17 protein-coding genes are annotated in these 17484 nt (G+C 72.8%); 6 read left to right on the top strand and 11 right to left on the bottom strand.

The features are described from left to right. Positions 1-31 precede the first annotated feature (31 nt). Both BTM25_RS19265 and BTM25_RS19260 read right to left on the bottom strand, forming a co-directional pair. The gene (locus BTM25_RS19265) at positions 32-958 is read right to left on the bottom strand and encodes a DUF4097 family beta strand repeat-containing protein (RefSeq protein WP_168212158.1); all 927 of its coding nucleotides are present in this window, start codon (positions 956-958) and stop codon (positions 32-34) included. A 99-nt stretch (positions 959-1057) separates the two neighbouring features. Next, complete coding sequence (locus BTM25_RS19260; RefSeq protein WP_103564233.1) at positions 1058-1663, bottom strand: cob(I)yrinic acid a,c-diamide adenosyltransferase; 606 nt, start codon at positions 1661-1663, stop codon at positions 1058-1060. Positions 1664-1767: 104 nt separating this feature from the next. Here BTM25_RS19260 and BTM25_RS19255 point away from each other — a divergent pair, with 104 nt between their 5' ends. Further along, complete coding sequence (locus BTM25_RS19255) at positions 1768-3339, top strand: GMC family oxidoreductase (RefSeq protein ID WP_103564232.1); 1572 nt, start codon at positions 1768-1770, stop codon at positions 3337-3339. Positions 3340-3676: 337 nt separating this feature from the next. Here BTM25_RS19255 and BTM25_RS19250 read toward each other — a convergent pair whose 3' ends face one another. After that, positions 3677-5941: an ATP-binding cassette domain-containing protein gene (locus BTM25_RS19250; RefSeq protein WP_103564231.1), complete on the bottom strand. Its 2265-nt coding sequence runs from the start codon at positions 5939-5941 to the stop codon at positions 3677-3679. 115 nt (positions 5942-6056) lie between these two features. On the opposite strand from BTM25_RS19250, the gene BTM25_RS19245 reads away from it, so the two are divergent. Next, positions 6057-6920: a helix-turn-helix domain-containing protein gene (locus BTM25_RS19245; RefSeq protein ID WP_103564230.1), complete on the top strand. Its 864-nt coding sequence runs from the start codon at positions 6057-6059 to the stop codon at positions 6918-6920. A 57-nt stretch (positions 6921-6977) separates the two neighbouring features. Here the strand turns inward: BTM25_RS19245 and BTM25_RS19240 are convergent, their stop codons facing one another. The 3 genes from BTM25_RS19240 to BTM25_RS19230 form a co-directional block, all read right to left on the bottom strand. Continuing rightward, on the bottom strand, positions 6978-7487 hold the full coding sequence (locus tag BTM25_RS19240) for a hypothetical protein (RefSeq protein WP_103564229.1): 510 nt from the start codon (positions 7485-7487) through the stop codon (positions 6978-6980). Between the two features lie 104 nt (positions 7488-7591). Continuing rightward, the gene (locus tag BTM25_RS19235) at positions 7592-9091 is read right to left on the bottom strand and encodes an aldehyde dehydrogenase family protein (protein WP_103564228.1); all 1500 of its coding nucleotides are present in this window, start codon (positions 9089-9091) and stop codon (positions 7592-7594) included. Between the two features lie 79 nt (positions 9092-9170). Further along, complete coding sequence (locus BTM25_RS19230) at positions 9171-10496, bottom strand: carotenoid oxygenase family protein (protein ID WP_205648151.1); 1326 nt, start codon at positions 10494-10496, stop codon at positions 9171-9173. A gap of 97 nt (positions 10497-10593) precedes the next feature. Here BTM25_RS19230 and BTM25_RS19225 point away from each other — a divergent pair, with 97 nt between their 5' ends. Then, on the top strand, positions 10594-11127 hold the full coding sequence (locus BTM25_RS19225) for a PadR family transcriptional regulator (protein WP_103564226.1): 534 nt from the start codon (positions 10594-10596) through the stop codon (positions 11125-11127). Positions 11128-11157: 30 nt separating this feature from the next. On the opposite strand, the gene BTM25_RS19220 is transcribed toward BTM25_RS19225, so the two are convergent. Beyond that, positions 11158-11973 carry an SDR family oxidoreductase gene (locus tag BTM25_RS19220; protein WP_103564225.1) on the bottom strand — a complete coding sequence of 272 codons (816 nt, stop codon included), beginning with the start codon at positions 11971-11973 and terminating at the stop codon, positions 11158-11160. A 73-nt stretch (positions 11974-12046) separates the two neighbouring features. Between BTM25_RS19220 and BTM25_RS19215 the strand changes: the two genes are divergently transcribed. Next, the gene (locus BTM25_RS19215) at positions 12047-12649 is read left to right on the top strand and encodes a TetR/AcrR family transcriptional regulator (protein WP_235828486.1); all 603 of its coding nucleotides are present in this window, start codon (positions 12047-12049) and stop codon (positions 12647-12649) included. A gap of 7 nt (positions 12650-12656) precedes the next feature. On the opposite strand, the gene BTM25_RS19210 is transcribed toward BTM25_RS19215, so the two are convergent. From BTM25_RS19210 to BTM25_RS19200, 3 genes are all read right to left on the bottom strand, one after another. Beyond that, the gene (locus BTM25_RS19210; protein WP_103564739.1) at positions 12657-13445 is read right to left on the bottom strand and encodes a site-2 protease family protein; all 789 of its coding nucleotides are present in this window, start codon (positions 13443-13445) and stop codon (positions 12657-12659) included. 85 nt (positions 13446-13530) lie between these two features. After that, on the bottom strand, positions 13531-14349 hold the full coding sequence (locus tag BTM25_RS19205) for an SAM-dependent methyltransferase (protein ID WP_205648150.1): 819 nt from the start codon (positions 14347-14349) through the stop codon (positions 13531-13533). A gap of 61 nt (positions 14350-14410) precedes the next feature. Then, positions 14411-15595 (bottom strand): DUF5753 domain-containing protein, encoded by a 1185-nt coding sequence (locus BTM25_RS19200; RefSeq protein WP_103564223.1) that lies wholly within the window; start codon positions 15593-15595, stop codon positions 14411-14413. Between the two features lie 293 nt (positions 15596-15888). Between BTM25_RS19200 and BTM25_RS19195 the strand changes: the two genes are divergently transcribed. Further along, positions 15889-16116 carry a hypothetical protein gene (locus tag BTM25_RS19195; RefSeq protein WP_103564222.1) on the top strand — a complete coding sequence of 76 codons (228 nt, stop codon included), beginning with the start codon at positions 15889-15891 and terminating at the stop codon, positions 16114-16116. Between the two features lie 43 nt (positions 16117-16159). Then, positions 16160-16720, top strand: coding sequence for a nucleotidyl cyclase domain-containing protein (locus tag BTM25_RS19190; protein ID WP_103564221.1), 561 nt, complete (start codon positions 16160-16162; stop codon positions 16718-16720). On the opposite strand, the gene nucS is transcribed toward BTM25_RS19190, so the two are convergent. Further along, entirely contained in the window at positions 16717-17397 is a 681-nt protein-coding gene (nucS, locus tag BTM25_RS19185) for an endonuclease NucS (RefSeq protein ID WP_103564220.1), read from the bottom strand. The two genes, BTM25_RS19190 and nucS, sit on opposite strands and share 4 nt — an antisense overlap. Between the last annotated feature and the right edge of the window lie 87 nt (positions 17398-17484).

Here is a 17484-nt window from a genome sequence, read left to right as displayed (position 1 = left end):
GGTCCGATCGGGGGGCGCGGGGCTCGGGGTTTCAGGCCGCCCGGACGGTGATCGAGCCGTCGCCGGTGCGAAGGTCCAGGTGCCGGGGCGCGGCGCTGTCGACGCGCAGCGCGTCGTCGATCCGCCGGCCGCCGGTGTTCGTCTCGGCGTCGATCGCGTAGGAGGCGGTGGCGGGCAGCGTGAGGTAGATCGAGCCGGTGCTGGTGCGGGCGTCGACCTTCGCCGGCGGGACGGTGAACGCCAGCCGGACGCTCCCGTCGCCCGTCCGGACGGTCAGCCGGTCGCTGCGCAGGCCCGCCGAGTGGATCGACCCGGTGCTGGTGCGCAGTTCGGCCTGGTCGGCGCGGCCGGCGACGCGCACCGCCCCGTCCCCGGTGGACGCCTTCAGCGACGTGCTCTCCAGCCGCTCGACGTCGATCGCTCCGGTGCCGGTGCGCAGGTCGGCGGTCCCGGCCTTGCCCGAGACGCGGATCCGTCCGGCCCCCGACCGGGCCGTCAGCGCCGCGGTGGTCACGTTCTCCGCGTTGATCGAGCCGGTGCTGGTGGTGAAGTTCAGCGTGCCGGTCGCATCGCGGACGGTTATTGCGCCGTCCTTGTCGTTCACCGTCACGGCCAGGGCGCGGGGCACGGTGATCCGGTACCGCACGGCGCACGCCCCGCCGATCACGGCGTGCTTGCAGTGCGACGACAACGTCAGCACCCCGTCGCGGACCGCGTGCGCCGGCCGGGGCTTGTTGCGGTCGTTCGACCAGCGCTCCCGCTCCCGGACCGTCACCTTGTCGGTGTCGGCGCCGACGATCTCGACCGCGCCGTTCGCGCGCACGTCCAGCCCCCGCGACGTCCCCGCGACGTCGTAGGTGCGCTCGGCGTGCCGCGTCCCGCCGGTGCTGACCAGGCCGCAGCCGCCCAGCGTCAGCACCGCGGCCCCCGCCAGCACCGTCCCCGTGACCGTCTTCACCCGTGTCTCCCTCTCCCTGTGGACGACTCCAGCCTGCCGGGGGGAGGGCGGCCGGGCCAGGTGGCGGACCGGCGTTCCGGGGGTGGGGTTAACCCGACCTCAGCGCTCGCCGCCGGGCTTCCACAGGACGTCCCCGTGCCCGGCGTTCGCGACCCGGCCGAGGATGAACAGCAGGTCCGACAGGCGGTTGAGGTACTGCGCGGTCAGCGGGTTGACGTCGCCCTCGGGCGCCGCGCCGTGCGCCTCGACGGCCGTCCACGCGCTGCGCTCGGCGCGCCGCGTCACCGTCCGGGCGACGTGCAGCAGCGCCGCGCCGGGCGTCCCGCCCGGGAGGATGAAGCTGCGCAGCGGGGGCAGGTCGGCGTTGAACTCGTCGCAGGCCGCCTCCAGCCGCTCGACGTAGGCGTCCTCGACGCGCAGCGGCGGGAACGGCGGATCCGGGACGACCGGAGCGCACAGGTCCGCGCCGACGTCGAACAGGTCGTTCTGGACGCGCACCAGCAGCGCCGCGACGCCCTCGTCCAGCCCCCCGAGCGCGACCGCCGCCCCGATCGCGGCGTTGGCCTCCTCCACGTCGGCGTACGCGGCCAGCCGGGGGTCGGTCTTGCGCGTCCGCGACGCGTCGCCGAGCGCGGTCGTCCCGTCGTCCCCGGTCCGCGTGTAGATCCGCGACAACACGACGGGCTGATCCCTGTCCTTCGCCATACCGCCACCCTAAGCCGCGCCGTCCGAGGGGTGGGACGGGTGAACGGCGTTCGGTAGGGTTCCAGGTACTTGTCCGGTCTGTGGAGCCACCCCCGGAGGCGGCCGTGTACGACTACATCATCGTCGGGGCGGGAAGCGCGGGGTGCGTGCTCGCCGCGCGGCTCAGCGAGGACCCCGGCGTGTCGGTGCTGCTGCTGGAGGCGGGGCCGCCGGACGACGCGGCCGAGATCCACGTGCCGGCGGCCGTCGCGTCGCTGATCAAGGGGCCGTACGACTGGGACTACTCGACCGTCGCGCAGGAGCACGCGGACGGGCGCAGCGTCTACTGGCCGCGCGGGCGGACGCTCGGCGGCAGCTCGTCCACCAACGCGATGATCTACATCCGGGGCGCGCGGTACGACTACGACTCCTGGCGCGACGACTTCGGCTGCCGGGGCTGGGGCTATGACGACCTGCTCCCGTACTTCAAGCGCGCCGAGGACCAGCAGCACGGCGCCTCGGAGTACCACGGGACGGGCGGGCCGCTCCGCGTCGAGGATCTGCGGCACCGGCACGCGCTGACCCGCGCGTGGGTGGCGTCGGCGAAGGCGCACGGGCTGGCGGCGAACGACGACTTCAACGGCGCGGAGCAGGACGGCGTCGGCTTCTACCAGGTCACGCACAAACGCGGGAAGCGGTGGTCGACGGCCGCGGGCTACCTGCGTCCGGCGCTGGAGCGGCCGAACCTGACGGTCGAGACCGACGCGCTCGCCACCGGGGTGATCATCGAGGACGGGCGGGCCGTCGGCGTCCGCTACGAGCAGCGCGGCGAGAACCGCGAGGAGCGCGTCAACGCCGAGGTGATCCTGTCCGGCGGCGCGGTGAACAGCCCGCAGCTCCTCATGCTGTCGGGCGTCGGCCCGGCCGACCATCTGCGCGAGCACGGCATCGACGTCGTCGTGGACGCCCCCGTCGGGCAGGGCCTCCAGGACCACCCGTACGTCGGCGTCATGTTCGCGACGCCGCGCACCAAGAACCTGTGGGAGCAGGCCACGACCCGCAACCTCGTCGCGTACCTGGCGGCCGGACGGGGCCCGATGGCGTCGAACGTGGCCGAGGCGGGCGGGTTCGTCCGGACGGCCCCGGACCTGCCCGCGCCCGACCTCCAGTACCACGTGCTGCCCACGCCGTTCGTCCGGCAGGGGCTCGTGGACCCGACGCAGCGGGCGGTGTCGGTGCTGGTCACGGCCATCGCGATCGAGAGCCGGGGCGCGCTGACGCTGCGGAGCGCGAGCCCGCACGCCAAGCCGCTGCTCGACCCCGCCTACCTGGCCGAGAAGTCCGACCTGGAGATCCTGCTGGCGGGCGTCCGGCAGACCCGGGAGATCGCGGCGACCGGCCCGCTGGCCGAGATCACCGGCGGCGAGCTGGCCCCCGGCGAGCAGGCCGACGACGACGCGGCGCTCACCGCGTTCGTCCGGCGCGAGCTGGGCACGCTGTTCCACCCGACGTCGACGTGCGCGATGGGCCCGGACGGCGCCGTCTGCGACACCGAACTGCGCGTCCGGGGCGTGGCCGGCCTGCGGGTGGTGGACGCCTCCGTCATGCCCGCCGTCCCGCGCGGCAACACCAACGCCCCGACCATCGCGATCGCCGAGCGCGCCGCCGACCTCATCCGGGGCAAGACCCCCGCCTGACAGCGAAGCGCCCCCGTCCGCGATGGACGGGGGCGCCGGCAGCCGCACGGCCGCGCGACGGGCCTGCGGCGCCTCACCGCTTGCGGGCCTTCGCCGCCTTGGCGGCCTGCCGCGCCGCCTTGGCCTCGGCGATGAGCCGCCGGGTACGGTCCTTGGTGATCTGCTCGGTGAACTCCGGGTGCAGCATCTGGGGTCTCCTCCTGCTGTGGGCGTCCGGCCCGGTTCGGCCTGACATCAGCAAGATTCGCCCTAAGACGGGGGTCCCGGCATCGGGACGACGCCTTATCTCCGCGTCCTAGGCGCGGCTTAGGGGCGTCCCCGGCGGCCTAAGACCGCCTCACCCGCCGAGGTAGGCCGCCAGGTGCTCCCCGGTGAGGGTGGACGGCGCGGCGGCGAGCCGCGCGGGGGTGCCGGTGTAGACGACCCGTCCGCCGTCGTGGCCGCCGCCCGGCCCGATGTCGACGAGCCAGTCCGCGTGCGCGATGACGGCGAGGTGGTGCTCGATGACGACGACCGTGTTGCCGTCGTCCACCAGCCGGTCGAGCAGGGCGAGGAGCTGGTCCACGTCGGCGAGGTGGAGGCCGGTCGTGGGTTCGTCCAGGACGTACGTCCGCGCCTTCTCGGCCATGTGGATGGCGAGCTTGAGCCGCTGCCGCTCGCCGCCCGACAGCGTGGTCAGCGGCTGGCCGAGCCGGACGTACCCGAGCCCGACGTCCAGCAGCCGGGACAGGATCGCGTGCGCCTGACCGGTGCCGAAGAACGCGTGCGCCTCCCGCACCGGCATGTCCAGGACCTCGCCGATGTTCTTGCCGTCCAGCGTGTAGGTGAGGACCTTGGCGGTGAAGCGCCGTCCCTCGCACGTCTCGCAGACGGTCGCGACGCCCGCCATCATCGCCAGGTCGGTGTAGATGAGCCCGATCCCGTTGCACTCCGGGCACGCGCCCTCGGAGTTCGCGCTGAACAGAGCGGGCTTGACCCCGTTGGCCTTGGCGAACGCGTTCCGGACGGGCCCGAGCAGCCCGGTGTAGGTGGCGGGGTTGCTGCGCCGCGACCCGCGGACGGGGGACTGGTCGGCGACGACGACGTCCTCCCGGTCGGCCAGGTAGCCGTGGACGAGGCTGCTCTTGCCCGACCCGGCCACCCCGGTCACGACCGTCAGGACGCCCTCGGGCACGTCCACGTCCACCTTCTGGAGGTTGTGCCGGTCCGCGCCCCGGATCGGGATCCAGCCGCGCGGCTCCCGGACGGCGGCGCGCAGCCCGGCGCGGTGGCCGAGGTGGCGCCCGGTGAGCGTCCCGGACGCGCGCAGCCCCGCGACGTCGCCGGTGAAGCAGATCTCGCCGCCGTCGGTCCCGGCGCCGGGACCGAGGTCCACGACGTGGTCGGCGATCTCGATGACCTCGGGCTTGTGCTCCACGACCAGCACGGTGTTGCCCTTGTCGCGCAGCCGCAGCAGCAGGTCGTTCATGCGGCGGATGTCGTGCGGGTGCAGGCCGACGGTCGGCTCGTCGAACACGTACGTCACGTCGGTCAGGCTGGACCCGAGGTGGCGGACCATCTTCACCCGCTGGGACTCGCCGCCCGACAGGGTGAGCGTCGGACGGTCGAGGCTGAGATAACCGAGGCCGATCTCCACCAGCGCGCCCAGCAACTCGCGCAGGCCGGCGAGCAGGGGCGCGACGGACGCGTCCTCGATCGACGCGACGAACCCCGCGAGGTCGCTGATCTGCATCCGGGCGCAGTCGGCGATGCTCACGCCGCCGATCACGGCCGACCGCGCCGCCGCGTTGAGCCGCGACCCGCCGCACTCGGAGCACGTCGCGAACACCACCGCGTGGTCCACGAACGCGCGCAGGTGCGGCTTCATCGTGTCGCGGTCCTTGCCGAGATAGGTGCGGCGGACCTTCGGGATCAGCCCCTCGTAGGTCAGGGTGTGGCCGTCGACCTTGCGCTTCTCGGCCGGACGGTGCAGCAGCGCGTCCCATTCCCCGTCGGTGTAGTCGGCGAGGGGCTTGTCGGCGTCGAACAGCCCGGACTCGGCGATGACCCGCCAGTACCAGGACCCGACCGCGAACCCCGGCACGGTGATCGCGCCGCCGTTCAGCGACAGGGTCCGGTCCAGCAGCCGGTCCACGGCGATGTCGGACACCTCGCCGAGGCCCTCGCAGCGCGGGCACATGCCGTCGGGGGTGTTGAAGCTGAACGCGCTGGACGTCCCGACGTGCGGCTCGCCGAGACGGCTGTAGACGATCCGCAGCATCGTGAACGCGTCCGTGGCGGTGCCGACCGTGGACCGCGCGTTCGCCCCCATGCGCTCCTGGTCCAGGACAATCGCGGCGCTCAGGTTGCGCAGCTCGTCCACGTCTGGACGGGCCGTGCTCGGCATGAACGACTGGAGGAACGCGGTGTAGGTCTCGTCGATCAGCCGCCGCGATTCGGCCGCGATCGTGCCGAAGACCAGCGACGACTTCCCCGACCCCGACACGCCGGTGAACACGGTCAGCCGCCGCTTGGGCAGGTCGAGCGAGACGTTCCTGAGGTTGTTCTGCCGCGCGCCGCGGACCTGGATCGTCGCGTGGGCGTCGGCGGGATGGACGGGCATGGGCGCTCCTCGGCTCGGGGGACGACCGAGAACTCTATACGACGTACGGACTTTCCGGAGCGTAGTAGTGAGAGGGCCACGATCCGGGCACCGGCCGCCGGGTAGCCTCCCGGGGGTGAGCGACAACGAGCTGGGCGACTTCCTGCGGGCGCGGCGCGAGGCCGTCCGGCCCGCCGACGTGGGGCTGCCCGAGGGCTCGCGCCGCCGGACGCCGGGCCTGCGCCGCGCCGAGCTGGCCACCGTCGCCGGGATCAGCGTCGAGTACCTGACCCGGCTGGAGCAGGGCCGCGACCGCAACCCGTCCGCGCAGGTCATGGCCGCGCTCGCGGACGCGCTGCGGATGACGCCCGACCAGCGGGTCCAGTTCCGCTACGTCGCCAAGGCGTCCGCGGGCGGGTTCGGGATGCTCTGCCCGAACGCCGGGAGCCCGCCGGGGCGCACGGTCCGGGCGGGGGTGCGCGCGGTGCTCGACCGGCTGGAGCCCGCGCCGGCGGTCGTCCTCAACGCGCTCGACGACGTCCTCGCCTGGACGGACGGGTTCGCGGCGCTCGCCGGCCCGCTCGGCGTCCTGGACGGCGACGAGCCCAACCTGCACCGCTACCTCTTCACCGACCCGCGCGCCCGGACGGCCTTCCCCGACTGGGACGAGGCCGCCGACACGGCCGTCGCGCACCTGCGGATGGTCGCCGTCCACGGGGACCCGCACGTCGACCGGTTCCTGGACGACCTGACCGTCCTCGCCGGAGCGCCGTTCACCGCCCGCATGGCGGCGCTGCCGGGCCCGCCGCGCCCGGCCGCGGAGCGGCGCGTCGCGCATCCCGAGGCAGGGGTGCTGCGCCTGGCCTACGAGACGCTGGACGTCCCGGCCGGCGACACGCAGCGGATCGTCCTCTACCTGCCCGGCGACGAGCACGCCGCCCGCGCGCTGGACCGGCTGGCGGGCCGCCGCCCCGGCGTGCTGCGCGCCGTCGGCGACTGACCCCGGACGCGCGGACGCCGCCGCCCGGCGAGCGGACGGCGGCGTGCGGCGCGGTGATTACTTGGTGTGCTTCGGGACGATGCGGGTCTTGACGGTCGACCGCCCCGGGTTCTTGCCGCCCCAGCGGACGGTGTTGTAGATCCAGCCGACCTTGCCCGTCCGGACGGTGAACGTGACGTCCGCGTCGCGGTAGGGCTGAAGGATCCCGTGCCACACGAACTTCGTGCGGCCCAGGGTGATGTGGCCCGTGGTGGCGCCGGTGCTGAGGATGCGCGCGTGGAGGCGGATGCTGTCCAGCTCGTCGGTGACCTCGGCGTGCGTGATGAAGCGGCTGCGGTTGTGAATGTGGATCCTGTAGTGCAGGCGCTCGCCCACGGTCACGAGGTCCTTGTCCACGTACTTGCGGACGCCGATGTTCTGCGGCACCGCCAGCTTGGCCTCGGGCGCCGGCGCGACGGCCGGGTCGTCGCCCCGCGGCGACGCGTGCGCGGCGCCGGTGACAAGGGTCCCCATCAAAGCCGAGGCCAGCGCGATGGTCGCGGGGCCTCGCATGTGCTTGATCGTCATGTCTTTAGAGTGACCACATAAGCACACAGAGTAGACTCCGCGAATGATCAAGGAGTCGTCAATCCTGGCCGCGCCCCGGGCGGCGCCGGGGCGCGGCCGGCGGACTACTTGTAGCGCCTGCCGTGCATCATGTTGACGAGCTGGACGAGCCGGGCCATCTCCTTCTCAGTCCGGCCGAACGAGCTGGGGTTCAGCGGGAGCGCGAACCGCTGCCGCGTGACGGCCTTGGCGCGGGCGAACTCGCGCAGCCCGTCCGCGCCGTGGATGCGCCCGAACCCGGACTCGCCGACGCCGCCGAACGGCAGCGCCGCCACCGACGCGAACGTGCCGAACGCGTTGATCGACGTCATGCCCGACCGGATCCGGCGGGCCGCGTCCAGCGCGCGGGCCTTGTTGCCGGAGAACACCGCGCCGGCGAGGCCGTAGGTGGTCGCGTTGGTCTTCTCGACGGCCTCGTCCATGTCGCGGACGCGGTGGACGGTGATCGTCGGCCCGAACGTCTCCTCGCAGACGGCCGCCGACGTCTCCGGGACGTCCACCAGCACGACCGGCTCGACGTAGGGCTTGCGCACCGACTCGGGGCCGCCGACGACGGCCCGTCCGCCGTGCTCCAGCGCGTCGGCGATGTGCCGCTCGATGATGTCGAGCTGCTTCGGCATCGTGATCGGGCCGTAGGCGGCCTCGCGGTCGAAACCGGGGCGCAGCTTCTCGGCGCGGGCGGTGAGCGTGGCGAGGAACGCGTCGTAGACGTCCTCCACGACGTAGATGCGCTCCACGCCGATGCAGGTCTGCCCGGCGTTGGCCATCGCGCCCCACAGCGCGGCGTCGGCGGCGGCCTCCAGGTCGGCGTCGGAGTCGATGATCGCGACGTCCTTGCCGCCGCACTCGGCGACGAGCGGCGTGAGGTTCTGCGCGCAGGCGGCCATGACGCGCTTGGCCGTCGGGCCCGAGCCGGTGAAGGCGATCTTGTCGATGTCGGGCGAGGACGCCAGCGCCGCGCCCGTCTCGCCGAGCCCGGTGACGACCTGGAACACCGGGTGCTCGGGGACGACCGCGTCGATGATCTCGGCGAGCAGCACGCCGACGCCCGGGGTGAACTCCGACGGCTTGAACACGACCGCGTTCCCGGCGGCGAGCGCGTAGGCGATCGAGCCCATCGGCGTGAAGATCGGGTAGTTCCACGGGCCGATGACGCCGACGACGCCGAGCGGCTGGTACTCCAGTTCGCACTTCTGGTTGAGCGCCATGAGGCCCGGGAAGACCGTCCGGCGGCCGAGGACCTTGGCGGCGTTGCGCGCCGCCCAGTCGAGGTGCGTGATCGCGAGGATCGTTTCGAGCTGGGCGTCGGCGAGCGGCTTGCCCGTCTCCTGGTGGATGGTCTCGGCCATCCGGTTCAGGTTGCGGGTGAGCGAGCCCTTGACGTTGAGCAGCCGCAGGCGCCGTTCCTTCGCGCCGAGCCCCCGCCACCAGCGGCCCGCCTCGCGCGCCCGGGCGACGGCCGCGGCCACCGCCTCCGCGTCGTGGACGGGGTGCTCGGCGACGACCTCGCCGGTGGCGGGGTTCAGCGACGCGAAACGCGTGGGGCGTTCGGTGGCGACGGTCATGGGGGATCCTCCCCGGGATAAGCGTTCACTTGCCATTACTCACTGGTAGCCCACCCTAGCCCCGGGCGTACCGTGCAAATCAAGCGTCAGGGATCCAATTCCCATGAAAACCGGCGGGGACACGGCGCGGCAGCGCGACCGACGCGACCCGCCGGAGGTCGGTGGCGTCGAGCACGGCCAGTTCCGTCCCGCCGACGAGCGCGAGCAGCCAGCCCTCGTCCTCGGCGCGGGCGCCCGGCGCCGGGACGAACACCGCCTCGCCCGGCGTCTGCGCCGCGACCGCGATCGCCCCGCCCGTGGCCAGGTCGTACTTCACGATCGAACCGGGCGTCCCGTTCCGGTCGACCGCGCCGCCGACCGTGTAGAGGTAGCGGTGCTCGCGGCCGGTGCGGGCGTCGTCGTGGGTGGGGAACTCGATCGTGCGGTCGTCCAGGGACTCCTCGGTCGTCTTGCCGGTGGCCGGGTCGAACGTCCAGCGGTGCAGCGTGGCCCCGCCCGCGCCCCCGATGTGCCGGGCGGGGTCCGCCGTACCGCCGATGGTCGCCCAGACGTCGGCGAACGCGCCGGGGAGGTAGCGGGCGCCGTCCAGGACGATCCGCCCGTCGCGCTCGTGCGCGTTGCCGACGTGGAAGACGTAGCAAGGGTCGACGTCGAACCACTGGACGTCGCCGCCCGCGCGCGGCATGACGCCGATCCGCGCGCCGTACCCGTCGTCCCAGCGGAACGGCATCGCGGCCCCGTTCAGCGCGAGGTCCAGGTCGAACACGACCGGCAGGTCCAGCCAGACGACGTGGTGCTCGGTGATCGCGAAGTCGTGCATCATCGTCGGGCCGGGGACGGCGATCTCGCGGCTCTCGACCAGCTCGCCGTCCGCCGACAGCCGGTGGTAGGTGAGGTACGGCGGGAGGAACCCGTACCCGAAGAACAGCAGCTCGCCGGTGACCGGGTCCTGCTTGGGGTGCGCGGTCATGGCGGTGGTGAGCCGTCCGCCGAAGTCGCACGGCCCGACGGTGTCCAGCTCGGGCGTGACCTCGTAGGGGAGCCCGGCCTCGACCAGCGCGTAGATCTTGTCGCCGTGCGGGACGACGTGGGTGTTCGCCGGGACGGCCGTCAGGTCGAACGTGAAGTCCGGGCGGACGAACGGCGCGCCGGCGAGCGCGGCCGTCTTCACCCAGCGGTTGCGGTACCACTCGGCGCGTCCGTCCCGCAGCCGGATCCCGTGGATCATCCCGGGGCCGGTGAACCAGTGGCCGGTGTTCTGGCCGGGCGCGGGGTTCGGGCCGTTGCGGAAGAAACGCCCGGTCAGCTCGGGCGGCAGCGTGCCGGTGACGGCGAGGTCCACGGCGTCGATCTCGTCGGGGACGGGCGCCAGATGGCCGTCGAGCCAGGCGGGCTGTGCGTTCACGGGCTGCTCCTCCGGACGAGCCGACATTCCACTTTCGACAGGTCAGAACGATGACATTCCACTTCTGACATGTCAACACTGGGATATGATTTCGGCCATGAGCCTTCGCCACGCCGTGCTGGGACTGATCGCCGAACTGGAGGGCGCCAGCGGCTACGACCTGCTGAAGGTGTTCGACGTGTCGCTGGCGAACGTCTGGACGGCCACGCAGAGCCAGATCTACGGCGAGCTGGGCCGGCTCGCGGACGACGGCCTGATCCGCGTCGCCGCCGAGGGGCCGCGCGGGCGCAAGGAGTACGCGATCACCGACGCGGGCCGCGCGGAGATGCGCCGCTGGCTCACCGAGACCCGGCCGCGCTACCTGCGGCGGGACGAGCCGATGCTGCGCGTGTTCTTCTTCGGTCAGGCGGGTGCCGCCACGGCCGCCGCGCTGCTGGACGCCGAGTCCGACGCGCTCGCCGGGATGCTGGACGAACTCGTCGAGCTGGACGAGCGGATCCCGTGGAAAGAGGACGACCTGTCCTTCTACGGCGGGCTCGCCATCGAGTACGGCAAGCGGTTCATGGAGATGCGCCGCGACTGGGCGCGCTGGGCGCGCGACGAGGTCGCGGCGCGCGACGCCGGGGACTGACGGCCGCGCGCGGGCGCGGCCGTCAGGAGATCAGGCGAAGTCGGCGGCGTGCTCGACGGCCCAGTCGGCGAACGTCCGGCCCGGACGCCCGAGGATCCGCTCGGTCTCGGGGGAGACCTCGGCGCCCTCGGCGACCGTCCTCGCCTGGGCGGACAGCATCCAGTCGGCCATCTCCCCGGTGACGAAGCCGCCGACCATCGCGTCGCGGGCGACCTTCACGTCGATGCGCTCGGTCGTCAGGTCGCGGCCGATCGCGTCTCCGATGAGCCGCACCTGATCGGCCATCCGGAGCGACTCCGGGCCGGACAGGACGGGCCGCGTGCCGACCAGGTCGTCGGTCAGGAAGGCGCGGACGGCGACGTCGGCGATGTCGCGCTCGTGGATCGCGCTGATCTGCGCGTCGGGGTAGGGGAGGCGGACGACGCCGTCGCCGCGGATCTGCCCGGCCCACGCGAGCGTGTTCACCGCGAACGCGCCCGGACGCAGGTGGACCCACTCCAGCCCGGACTCCTCGATCCGCTCCTCCAGGTACAGGTGCAGGTCGCCGATCGGGTTGCCGGGCGTCGTGGACGCCTGCGACGACAGCGTGACGACGCGCCGCACGCCGTGCTCCCCGGCGGCGGCGAGGAACCCGGGCAGGTCGTGGAAGACGACCGCGTGGACGAAGACGGCCGTGACGCCGTCCAGGGCGGTGGCGGCGTCGGCGGTCGCGACGGCCGCCGCGCCCGCCGGGAGGTCGGCCGTCGCGGGGTCGCGGGTGAGGGCGCGGACCGGCTCGCCCGCGTCGAGCAGGCCGGTCACCACATGGCGGCCGACGTTTCCGGTCGCACCGGCGATGAGATACATGGGAGCCCCTTTTCATCTGGTTGGTTGAAGTTATCAAACATCCGGATGGATGACGATTCGGTATGCTGCGCCCGTGACCCCACCGACCGCCCCGCGACGCACTCCCGCGCCGGAAGACCGCAGGCAGGACCCCGAACGGACCCGCCGCGCGCTCCTGGACGCGGCGCACGACGTCTTCTCCGAGAAGGGCTACGCGGGGGCGCGCGTCCAGGACATCGCCGACCGCGCCGGGGTCAACAAGCAGCTCATCAGCTACCACTTCGGCGGCAAGGAGGGCCTGTACCGCGCGCTGCGCGAACGCTGGCTGATCCGCGAGGCGGAGTTCGCGGACCCGTCCCTCCCGCTGGACGAGCTGATCCTGCGCTACCTCGACAACGCCATGGACGACCCGCGCGGCGTCCGGCTCTCCCTCTGGCGCGCGCTCACCGAGCGGCTGGAGGAGATCGCCCCCGAGTACGACGACCTCGCGGCGCTGCGGCGGCGGCAGGACGAGGGCGACCTCGCCCCCGAGTTCGACCCTGCCTACGTGATGGTCATGATGCACGCGCTCGTCAGCGCGCCCGTCGCGGTGGGCCCGACGATCCGCGCCGTCACCGGCCTGGACCCCGCGTCGCCGGAGTTCCGCGCCCGCTACACCGCCCAGCTCCGCGCGCTGCTGCGCCGCCTCGGCCGCTGACGCGGCGTCAGTCGCGCCAGAACTCGAAGAGGGCGCGGCCGATCTGGATGTCGGCGCCGTTCAGGCCGATCGCGTCGCACAGGCGGTAGGTCGCGTCGAAGAACGCCTCGTTCGCGGCCGGGACGAGCCACAGCACCGCGAGCAGCCCGAGGAAGACGAACCCGCCGTACTGGTCCGCCCACGCCTTCACCGTCGGGGGCAGGTAGGGCTCGGCGATCCCGAAGCCGTCCAGGCCGGGGATCGGCAGGAGGTTCAGCAGCGCGGCCGTCACCTGGAGGAACCCGAGGAACGCGATGGCCGTCCAGAACACGCCGTGCTCGCGCGTCGCGAAGTTCTTGAACACGACCGAGAGCATGATCGCGAACAGGGCGTTGGACAACGGGCCCGCCGCCGACACCAGGCTCTGCCGCGCGCGGCCGCGGATCGCGTGCCGGTCCAGCCAGACCGCGCCGCCCGGCAGCCCGATCCCGCCGAGCAGGATGAACACGACCGGGATCGCGAAGCTGAGCACGCGGTCGGCGTAGTGCAGCGGGTTCAGCGTCAGGTAGCCGCGCGTCGCGACCGAGTGGTCGCCGGACCGGTAGGCGAAGTAGGCGTGCGCGAACTCGTGGACGCACAGCGTCAGCACCCAGCCCGCGACCACGAACCCGAACACCGCGATCCGCGCGGGCCGCTCGATGATCAGCTCGTAGCGCCAGCAGATCAGCCCGCTCAGGACGGTGACCGCCGCGATGGCGAGGAACAGCGGGCTCGGCCGCACCTCCGGCCGTCCGGCCGTCCGTCCGTGCGCGAACATCGCCACCCCCCGTGCTCCCCGTGCCGTCCCCGACGCTACCGGGACCCGCGTCGGGTCCCCGTCAAGACCGGCACGATAGCGCCGGTCAGGGCTTGCGGCCCACTCCGCCGTAGGCGTCGACGTCGGCGGCCGCCCGGCCGGGCGCGGGCCGCCAGCGGGCGATCGGCACGATGCCGGGCGCGACGGGCTCCAGGCCGGCGAAGAACGCGGTGACCTGCGCGGGGCTGCGCAGCCGGTACGGGACGGCGCCGGTGTCGTCGTAGCCCTGCTGCGCCGCGAGGAACGCCTCGTCGGTCGCGGTGCCGTCGTAGAGGGCGAGGTAGCCGCCGGACGGCAGCCGGTCGAGGAGCCGCGCGACGATGCCGGCGGCCTCCGCGTCGTCGCCGATGTGGCCGAGGACGCCCATCAGCAGCAGCGCGACCGGACGGCCGAAGTCCAGGTGCCCGCGCGCCCGGTCGATGATCGCGTCGGGGTCGCGGACGTCGGCGTCGATGTAGTGCGTGGACCCGCCGGGCCGTCCGGTGAGCAGCGCGCGGGCGTGCGCGAGGACCATCGGGTCGTTGTCGACGTAGACGATCCGGGCGTCCGGCGCGATCCGCTGCGCGACCTGGTGGGTGCTGTCCTCGGTGGGCAGGCCCGTCCCGACGTCGAGGAACTGCCGGACGCCCCGCTCGCCCGCCAGGTGCGCGACGGCCCGGCCGAGGAATTCCCGCGACGCGCGGGCCAGGTCGATGATCCCCGGGTAGACGCGCGTGTACTCGTCGCCCGCCTGCCGGTCGACGGGGAAGTTGTCGTTGCCGCCGAGCCAGTAGTTCCAGATGCGCGCCGAATGCGGGACGCTCGTGTCGATCCCCGCCAGCAGGTCCTGTTCGGCGGCGGCGAAGAAGTCGTCGTCGGTGCTCAATCCCGGCCTCCCGCGTGCGACGTCCCTCCATCAAAACAAACGCGGCGGGACGGCGCACGCGCTAATGATCTTCTGGCTGGAGTCGGCCAAGAAGCGCGTGGAGCCTGCGCACGCTCGCGTCGGGAGTGGACGCCTGGGTCGCGAGGGAGTTGAACAGCCCGGCATAGTAGCGCTCGTCGCCGGGGCCGTGCGGATAAAGCCCGTGGTTGGCCTGCTCCAGGAAAATCAGATCCGGGAATCCCTGTTCGGGAAGGCGCAGGAGCGTCAATGGGCCGTCGCTCGCGCCGTCGCTGTCGGACGGCATGAGCTGAATGCACACATGGGGGAGCAGCGCGACGTCGAGAAGGTGGCGGATCTGCTCGCGGCGGACGTCGTCCGGCCAGTCGGTGGGCGGCAGCGCCTTCTCCTCGACCACGCACCACAGCCGGGGCGGATCGGGGCGGTGCAGGATGTGCTGGCGGGCGAGGCGCATCTCGACGCGGCGGGCCAGCTCGGCGGCGGGCAGGCCGGGCCGGTCGCGGGCGATGGCGCGCTCGGCGTAGGCGGGCGTCTGGAGCAGGCCGGGGACGCGGCGCGGCGCGTAGGTGCGGATCGACGCCAGCTCGGGCTCCAGCGTGAGGTAGACCTCGAACCACGGCGGGACGACGTCCCGGAAGCCGTACCACCACACGCGCGGCGAGCGGCGGTGCGTGTCGCGGAGCCTGGCGCAGCGCTGGACGGCGCGGATCCGGTCCCGGCCGACCTCGGTGCGCACGCCCCCGCCGGGATCGTCCGCGCGCGGCGGGACCAGGCTGCAGCAGCCGTGCGTGCCGTTCGCCAGCGCCTCCGCCGCCGCCTCGGCCGACGTCCCGGCCGCGACGCCGTGCGTCCGCGCGAGGTCGGCGCCGGACGGGGTCGGGACCGCGTCGATCGCGGCCATCCGGGCGCGCAGTTCCGCGAGCGTGTGCATCTTCGCCACGTCCTTGCCGCGTTCGGCGCCGTAGACGGCCAGCGTCGCCCACAGCGATTCCACGAGGTCCTGGCGCGGCATCCGGCGGCGGCGCTCGCGGTTGCGGGTGAGCAGGTCGTAGACGGTCGAGTGCGGGAGTTCGCCGACCTCCACCTCCAGCACGGGCTGCGGGCGCGCGGCGAGTTCCTTGGCGAAGTTCTCGATCGTCCCGAAGGAAGGCGTGCCCGAAATGTGACGATTCTCCTGAAGCAGGGAGATAACGTCAGCGATCTTGTTCTGACGCTCCTCGTTGGGCATCGGTGCCACCTCGGTCGATCGACGGACGGTCCTGTCCGGTCATGATCCCATCGCTTGTTCCGATGACTGCGTCAGATGCCACATTCACGGTCATCCGGATTCTTGCCACACGAGACACCCGGGTTACATCCCCTATTCGGATATTTCGGCGGATAGAAACCCGGATAGCCAGGATGACGGCCGCATTTATCCGGCCTCATCCGATGTCGTCCGGCATAGCGCATTTGGCGGCGGGAAGTCGCGCCGCCCGGCCAGAGTGGTGCCCCGTCAATGTCCGAGCGAAGGGAGCCCACATGCGCTCTGCCGAGCGTTCGCTGACGACCGTCCAGCGGTTCGACCAGCCCGGCGACCGCCACCGCGCCGACGACCCGGCGCGCACCGCCCATCTCGCGCTGTCGCTGATCACGGTCTGGTCGATCCGGACCGGCCGGCGGCTGCGCGCCGCGCCGATCAGCGACCTCACCGCCGCCGAGCTGGAGACGTTCTGGGCCGACCCGCTCATGGACGACGAGCCGCCGTGACGGACCGGCGCCCCTCCCGACGACCCCCCATTGAGAAGAGACCATGAACCGGACCATCATCGGCACCGACATCGTCGGCTTCGGCCACGACCGGCGGCGCGACGCGGGCACCCAGGCCTACCTGCGCGACCGGATGTACGGCGTCCTCACCGACGCGTTCAAGATCACGGGACTGCCGTGGGCGGACTGCCGCTTCGAGGACCGGGGCGACGGCGTCCTCATCATCACCCCGCCCGACGTGGACCCGGCCGAGGCGATGGACCCGCTCGCCCACCACCTCGCCGCGCTCCTGCGCCACCCGAACCGGCTCGCCAACCCGATCAGCCGCCTCCGGCTACGGGTCGCCGTGCACAGCGGACGGGTCCACGAGGACGCGTTCGGCGTCCACGGCGACGCGGTGGTCCACCTGGCGCGGCTGCTGGACGCCGCCGCGTTCAAGGACGCGATCGAGGACGCGGGCGCCGACCTCGGCCTGCTCGTCTCCGCCGCCCTGTTCCGCGAGGCGACGGCCGCCAGCATCATGGTCAACCCGGCCGCCTACCGGGAGATCGCGGTGACGAACAAGGAGACCCGGACCGTCGCCCACCTCTGGCTGCCCGGCTAGAACAACGTCCCTTCGTGCTCGATGCCGCGCAGGGCGTCGTAGTCGAGCGTGACGCAGTCGATGCCCCGGTCGGCGGCGAGCACGCGCGCCTGCGGCTTGATCTCCTGCGCGGCGAACACCCCGCGCACGGGCGCGATCAGCGGGTCGCGGTTCAGCAGTTCGAGGTAGCGGGTCAACTGCTCAACGCCGTCGATTTCGCCGCGCCGCTTCAACTCGACGGCGACGGTGCGGCCCGCCGCGTCCCGGCACAGGATGTCGACCGGCCCGATCGCGGTCGGGAACTCGCGGCGGATGAGCGAGTAGCCGGCGCCGAGCGTCGTGATGTGCTCGGCGAGGAGTTCCTGGAGGTGGGCCTCGACGCCGTCCTTCTGGAGACCGGGGTCCAGGCCCAGCTCGTGGCTGGTGTCGTGCAGGACCTCGTGGATCGTGAGGATGAGCCGTTCGCCGGACTTGCCGTGCGTGACCGTCCAGCGGGCGGTCGCGCCGCCCTCGTCGAACGGCTCCTCCTTGAGGGAGCACGGCGGGTTCATCCAGTTCAGCGGCTTGTAGGCGCGGTCGTCGGCATGGACGCTCACGCTGCCGTCCGCCTTGATGAGGACGAGGCGCAGAGCCAGGGGGAGATGGGCCGTGAGCTTGCCGGCGTAGTCGACGCTGCACCGGGCGATAACGAGACGCACGGCGCCCGAGCTTAGTTCGCCCGCGCGCCCGCCGCGTTCCGGACGCCTGTTTGCGGCCGTCCGGCGGGGTGATTGTGGCTTTGCCGG

It is taken from the genome of Actinomadura rubteroloni, assembly GCF_002911665.1.
GTDB lineage: Bacteria > Actinomycetota > Actinomycetes > Streptosporangiales > Streptosporangiaceae > Spirillospora > Spirillospora rubteroloni.
Note: the sequence above shows the minus strand (reverse complement) of the source record. Positions and strands in the feature narration are given on the sequence as shown.

Coding starts and splice junctions, on each gene's coding strand:
- BTM25_RS19260 (WP_103564233.1), bottom strand. CDS start 1,663: ATGGCGAAGGACAGGGATCAGCCCGTCGTGTTGTCGCGGATCTACACG.
- BTM25_RS19250 (WP_103564231.1), bottom strand. CDS start 5,941: ATGCCCGTCCATCCCGCCGACGCCCACGCGACGATCCAGGTCCGCGGC.
- BTM25_RS19240 (WP_103564229.1), bottom strand. CDS start 7,487: ATGACGATCAAGCACATGCGAGGCCCCGCGACCATCGCGCTGGCCTCG.
- BTM25_RS19235 (WP_103564228.1), bottom strand. CDS start 9,091: ATGACCGTCGCCACCGAACGCCCCACGCGTTTCGCGTCGCTGAACCCC.
- BTM25_RS19225 (WP_103564226.1), top strand. CDS start 10,594: ATGAGCCTTCGCCACGCCGTGCTGGGACTGATCGCCGAACTGGAGGGC.
- BTM25_RS19220 (WP_103564225.1), bottom strand. CDS start 11,973: ATGTATCTCATCGCCGGTGCGACCGGAAACGTCGGCCGCCATGTGGTG.
- BTM25_RS19210 (WP_103564739.1), bottom strand. CDS start 13,445: ATGTTCGCGCACGGACGGACGGCCGGACGGCCGGAGGTGCGGCCGAGC.
- BTM25_RS19200 (WP_103564223.1), bottom strand. CDS start 15,595: ATGCCCAACGAGGAGCGTCAGAACAAGATCGCTGACGTTATCTCCCTG.
- BTM25_RS19195 (WP_103564222.1), top strand. CDS start 15,889: ATGCGCTCTGCCGAGCGTTCGCTGACGACCGTCCAGCGGTTCGACCAG.
- BTM25_RS19190 (WP_103564221.1), top strand. CDS start 16,160: ATGAACCGGACCATCATCGGCACCGACATCGTCGGCTTCGGCCACGAC.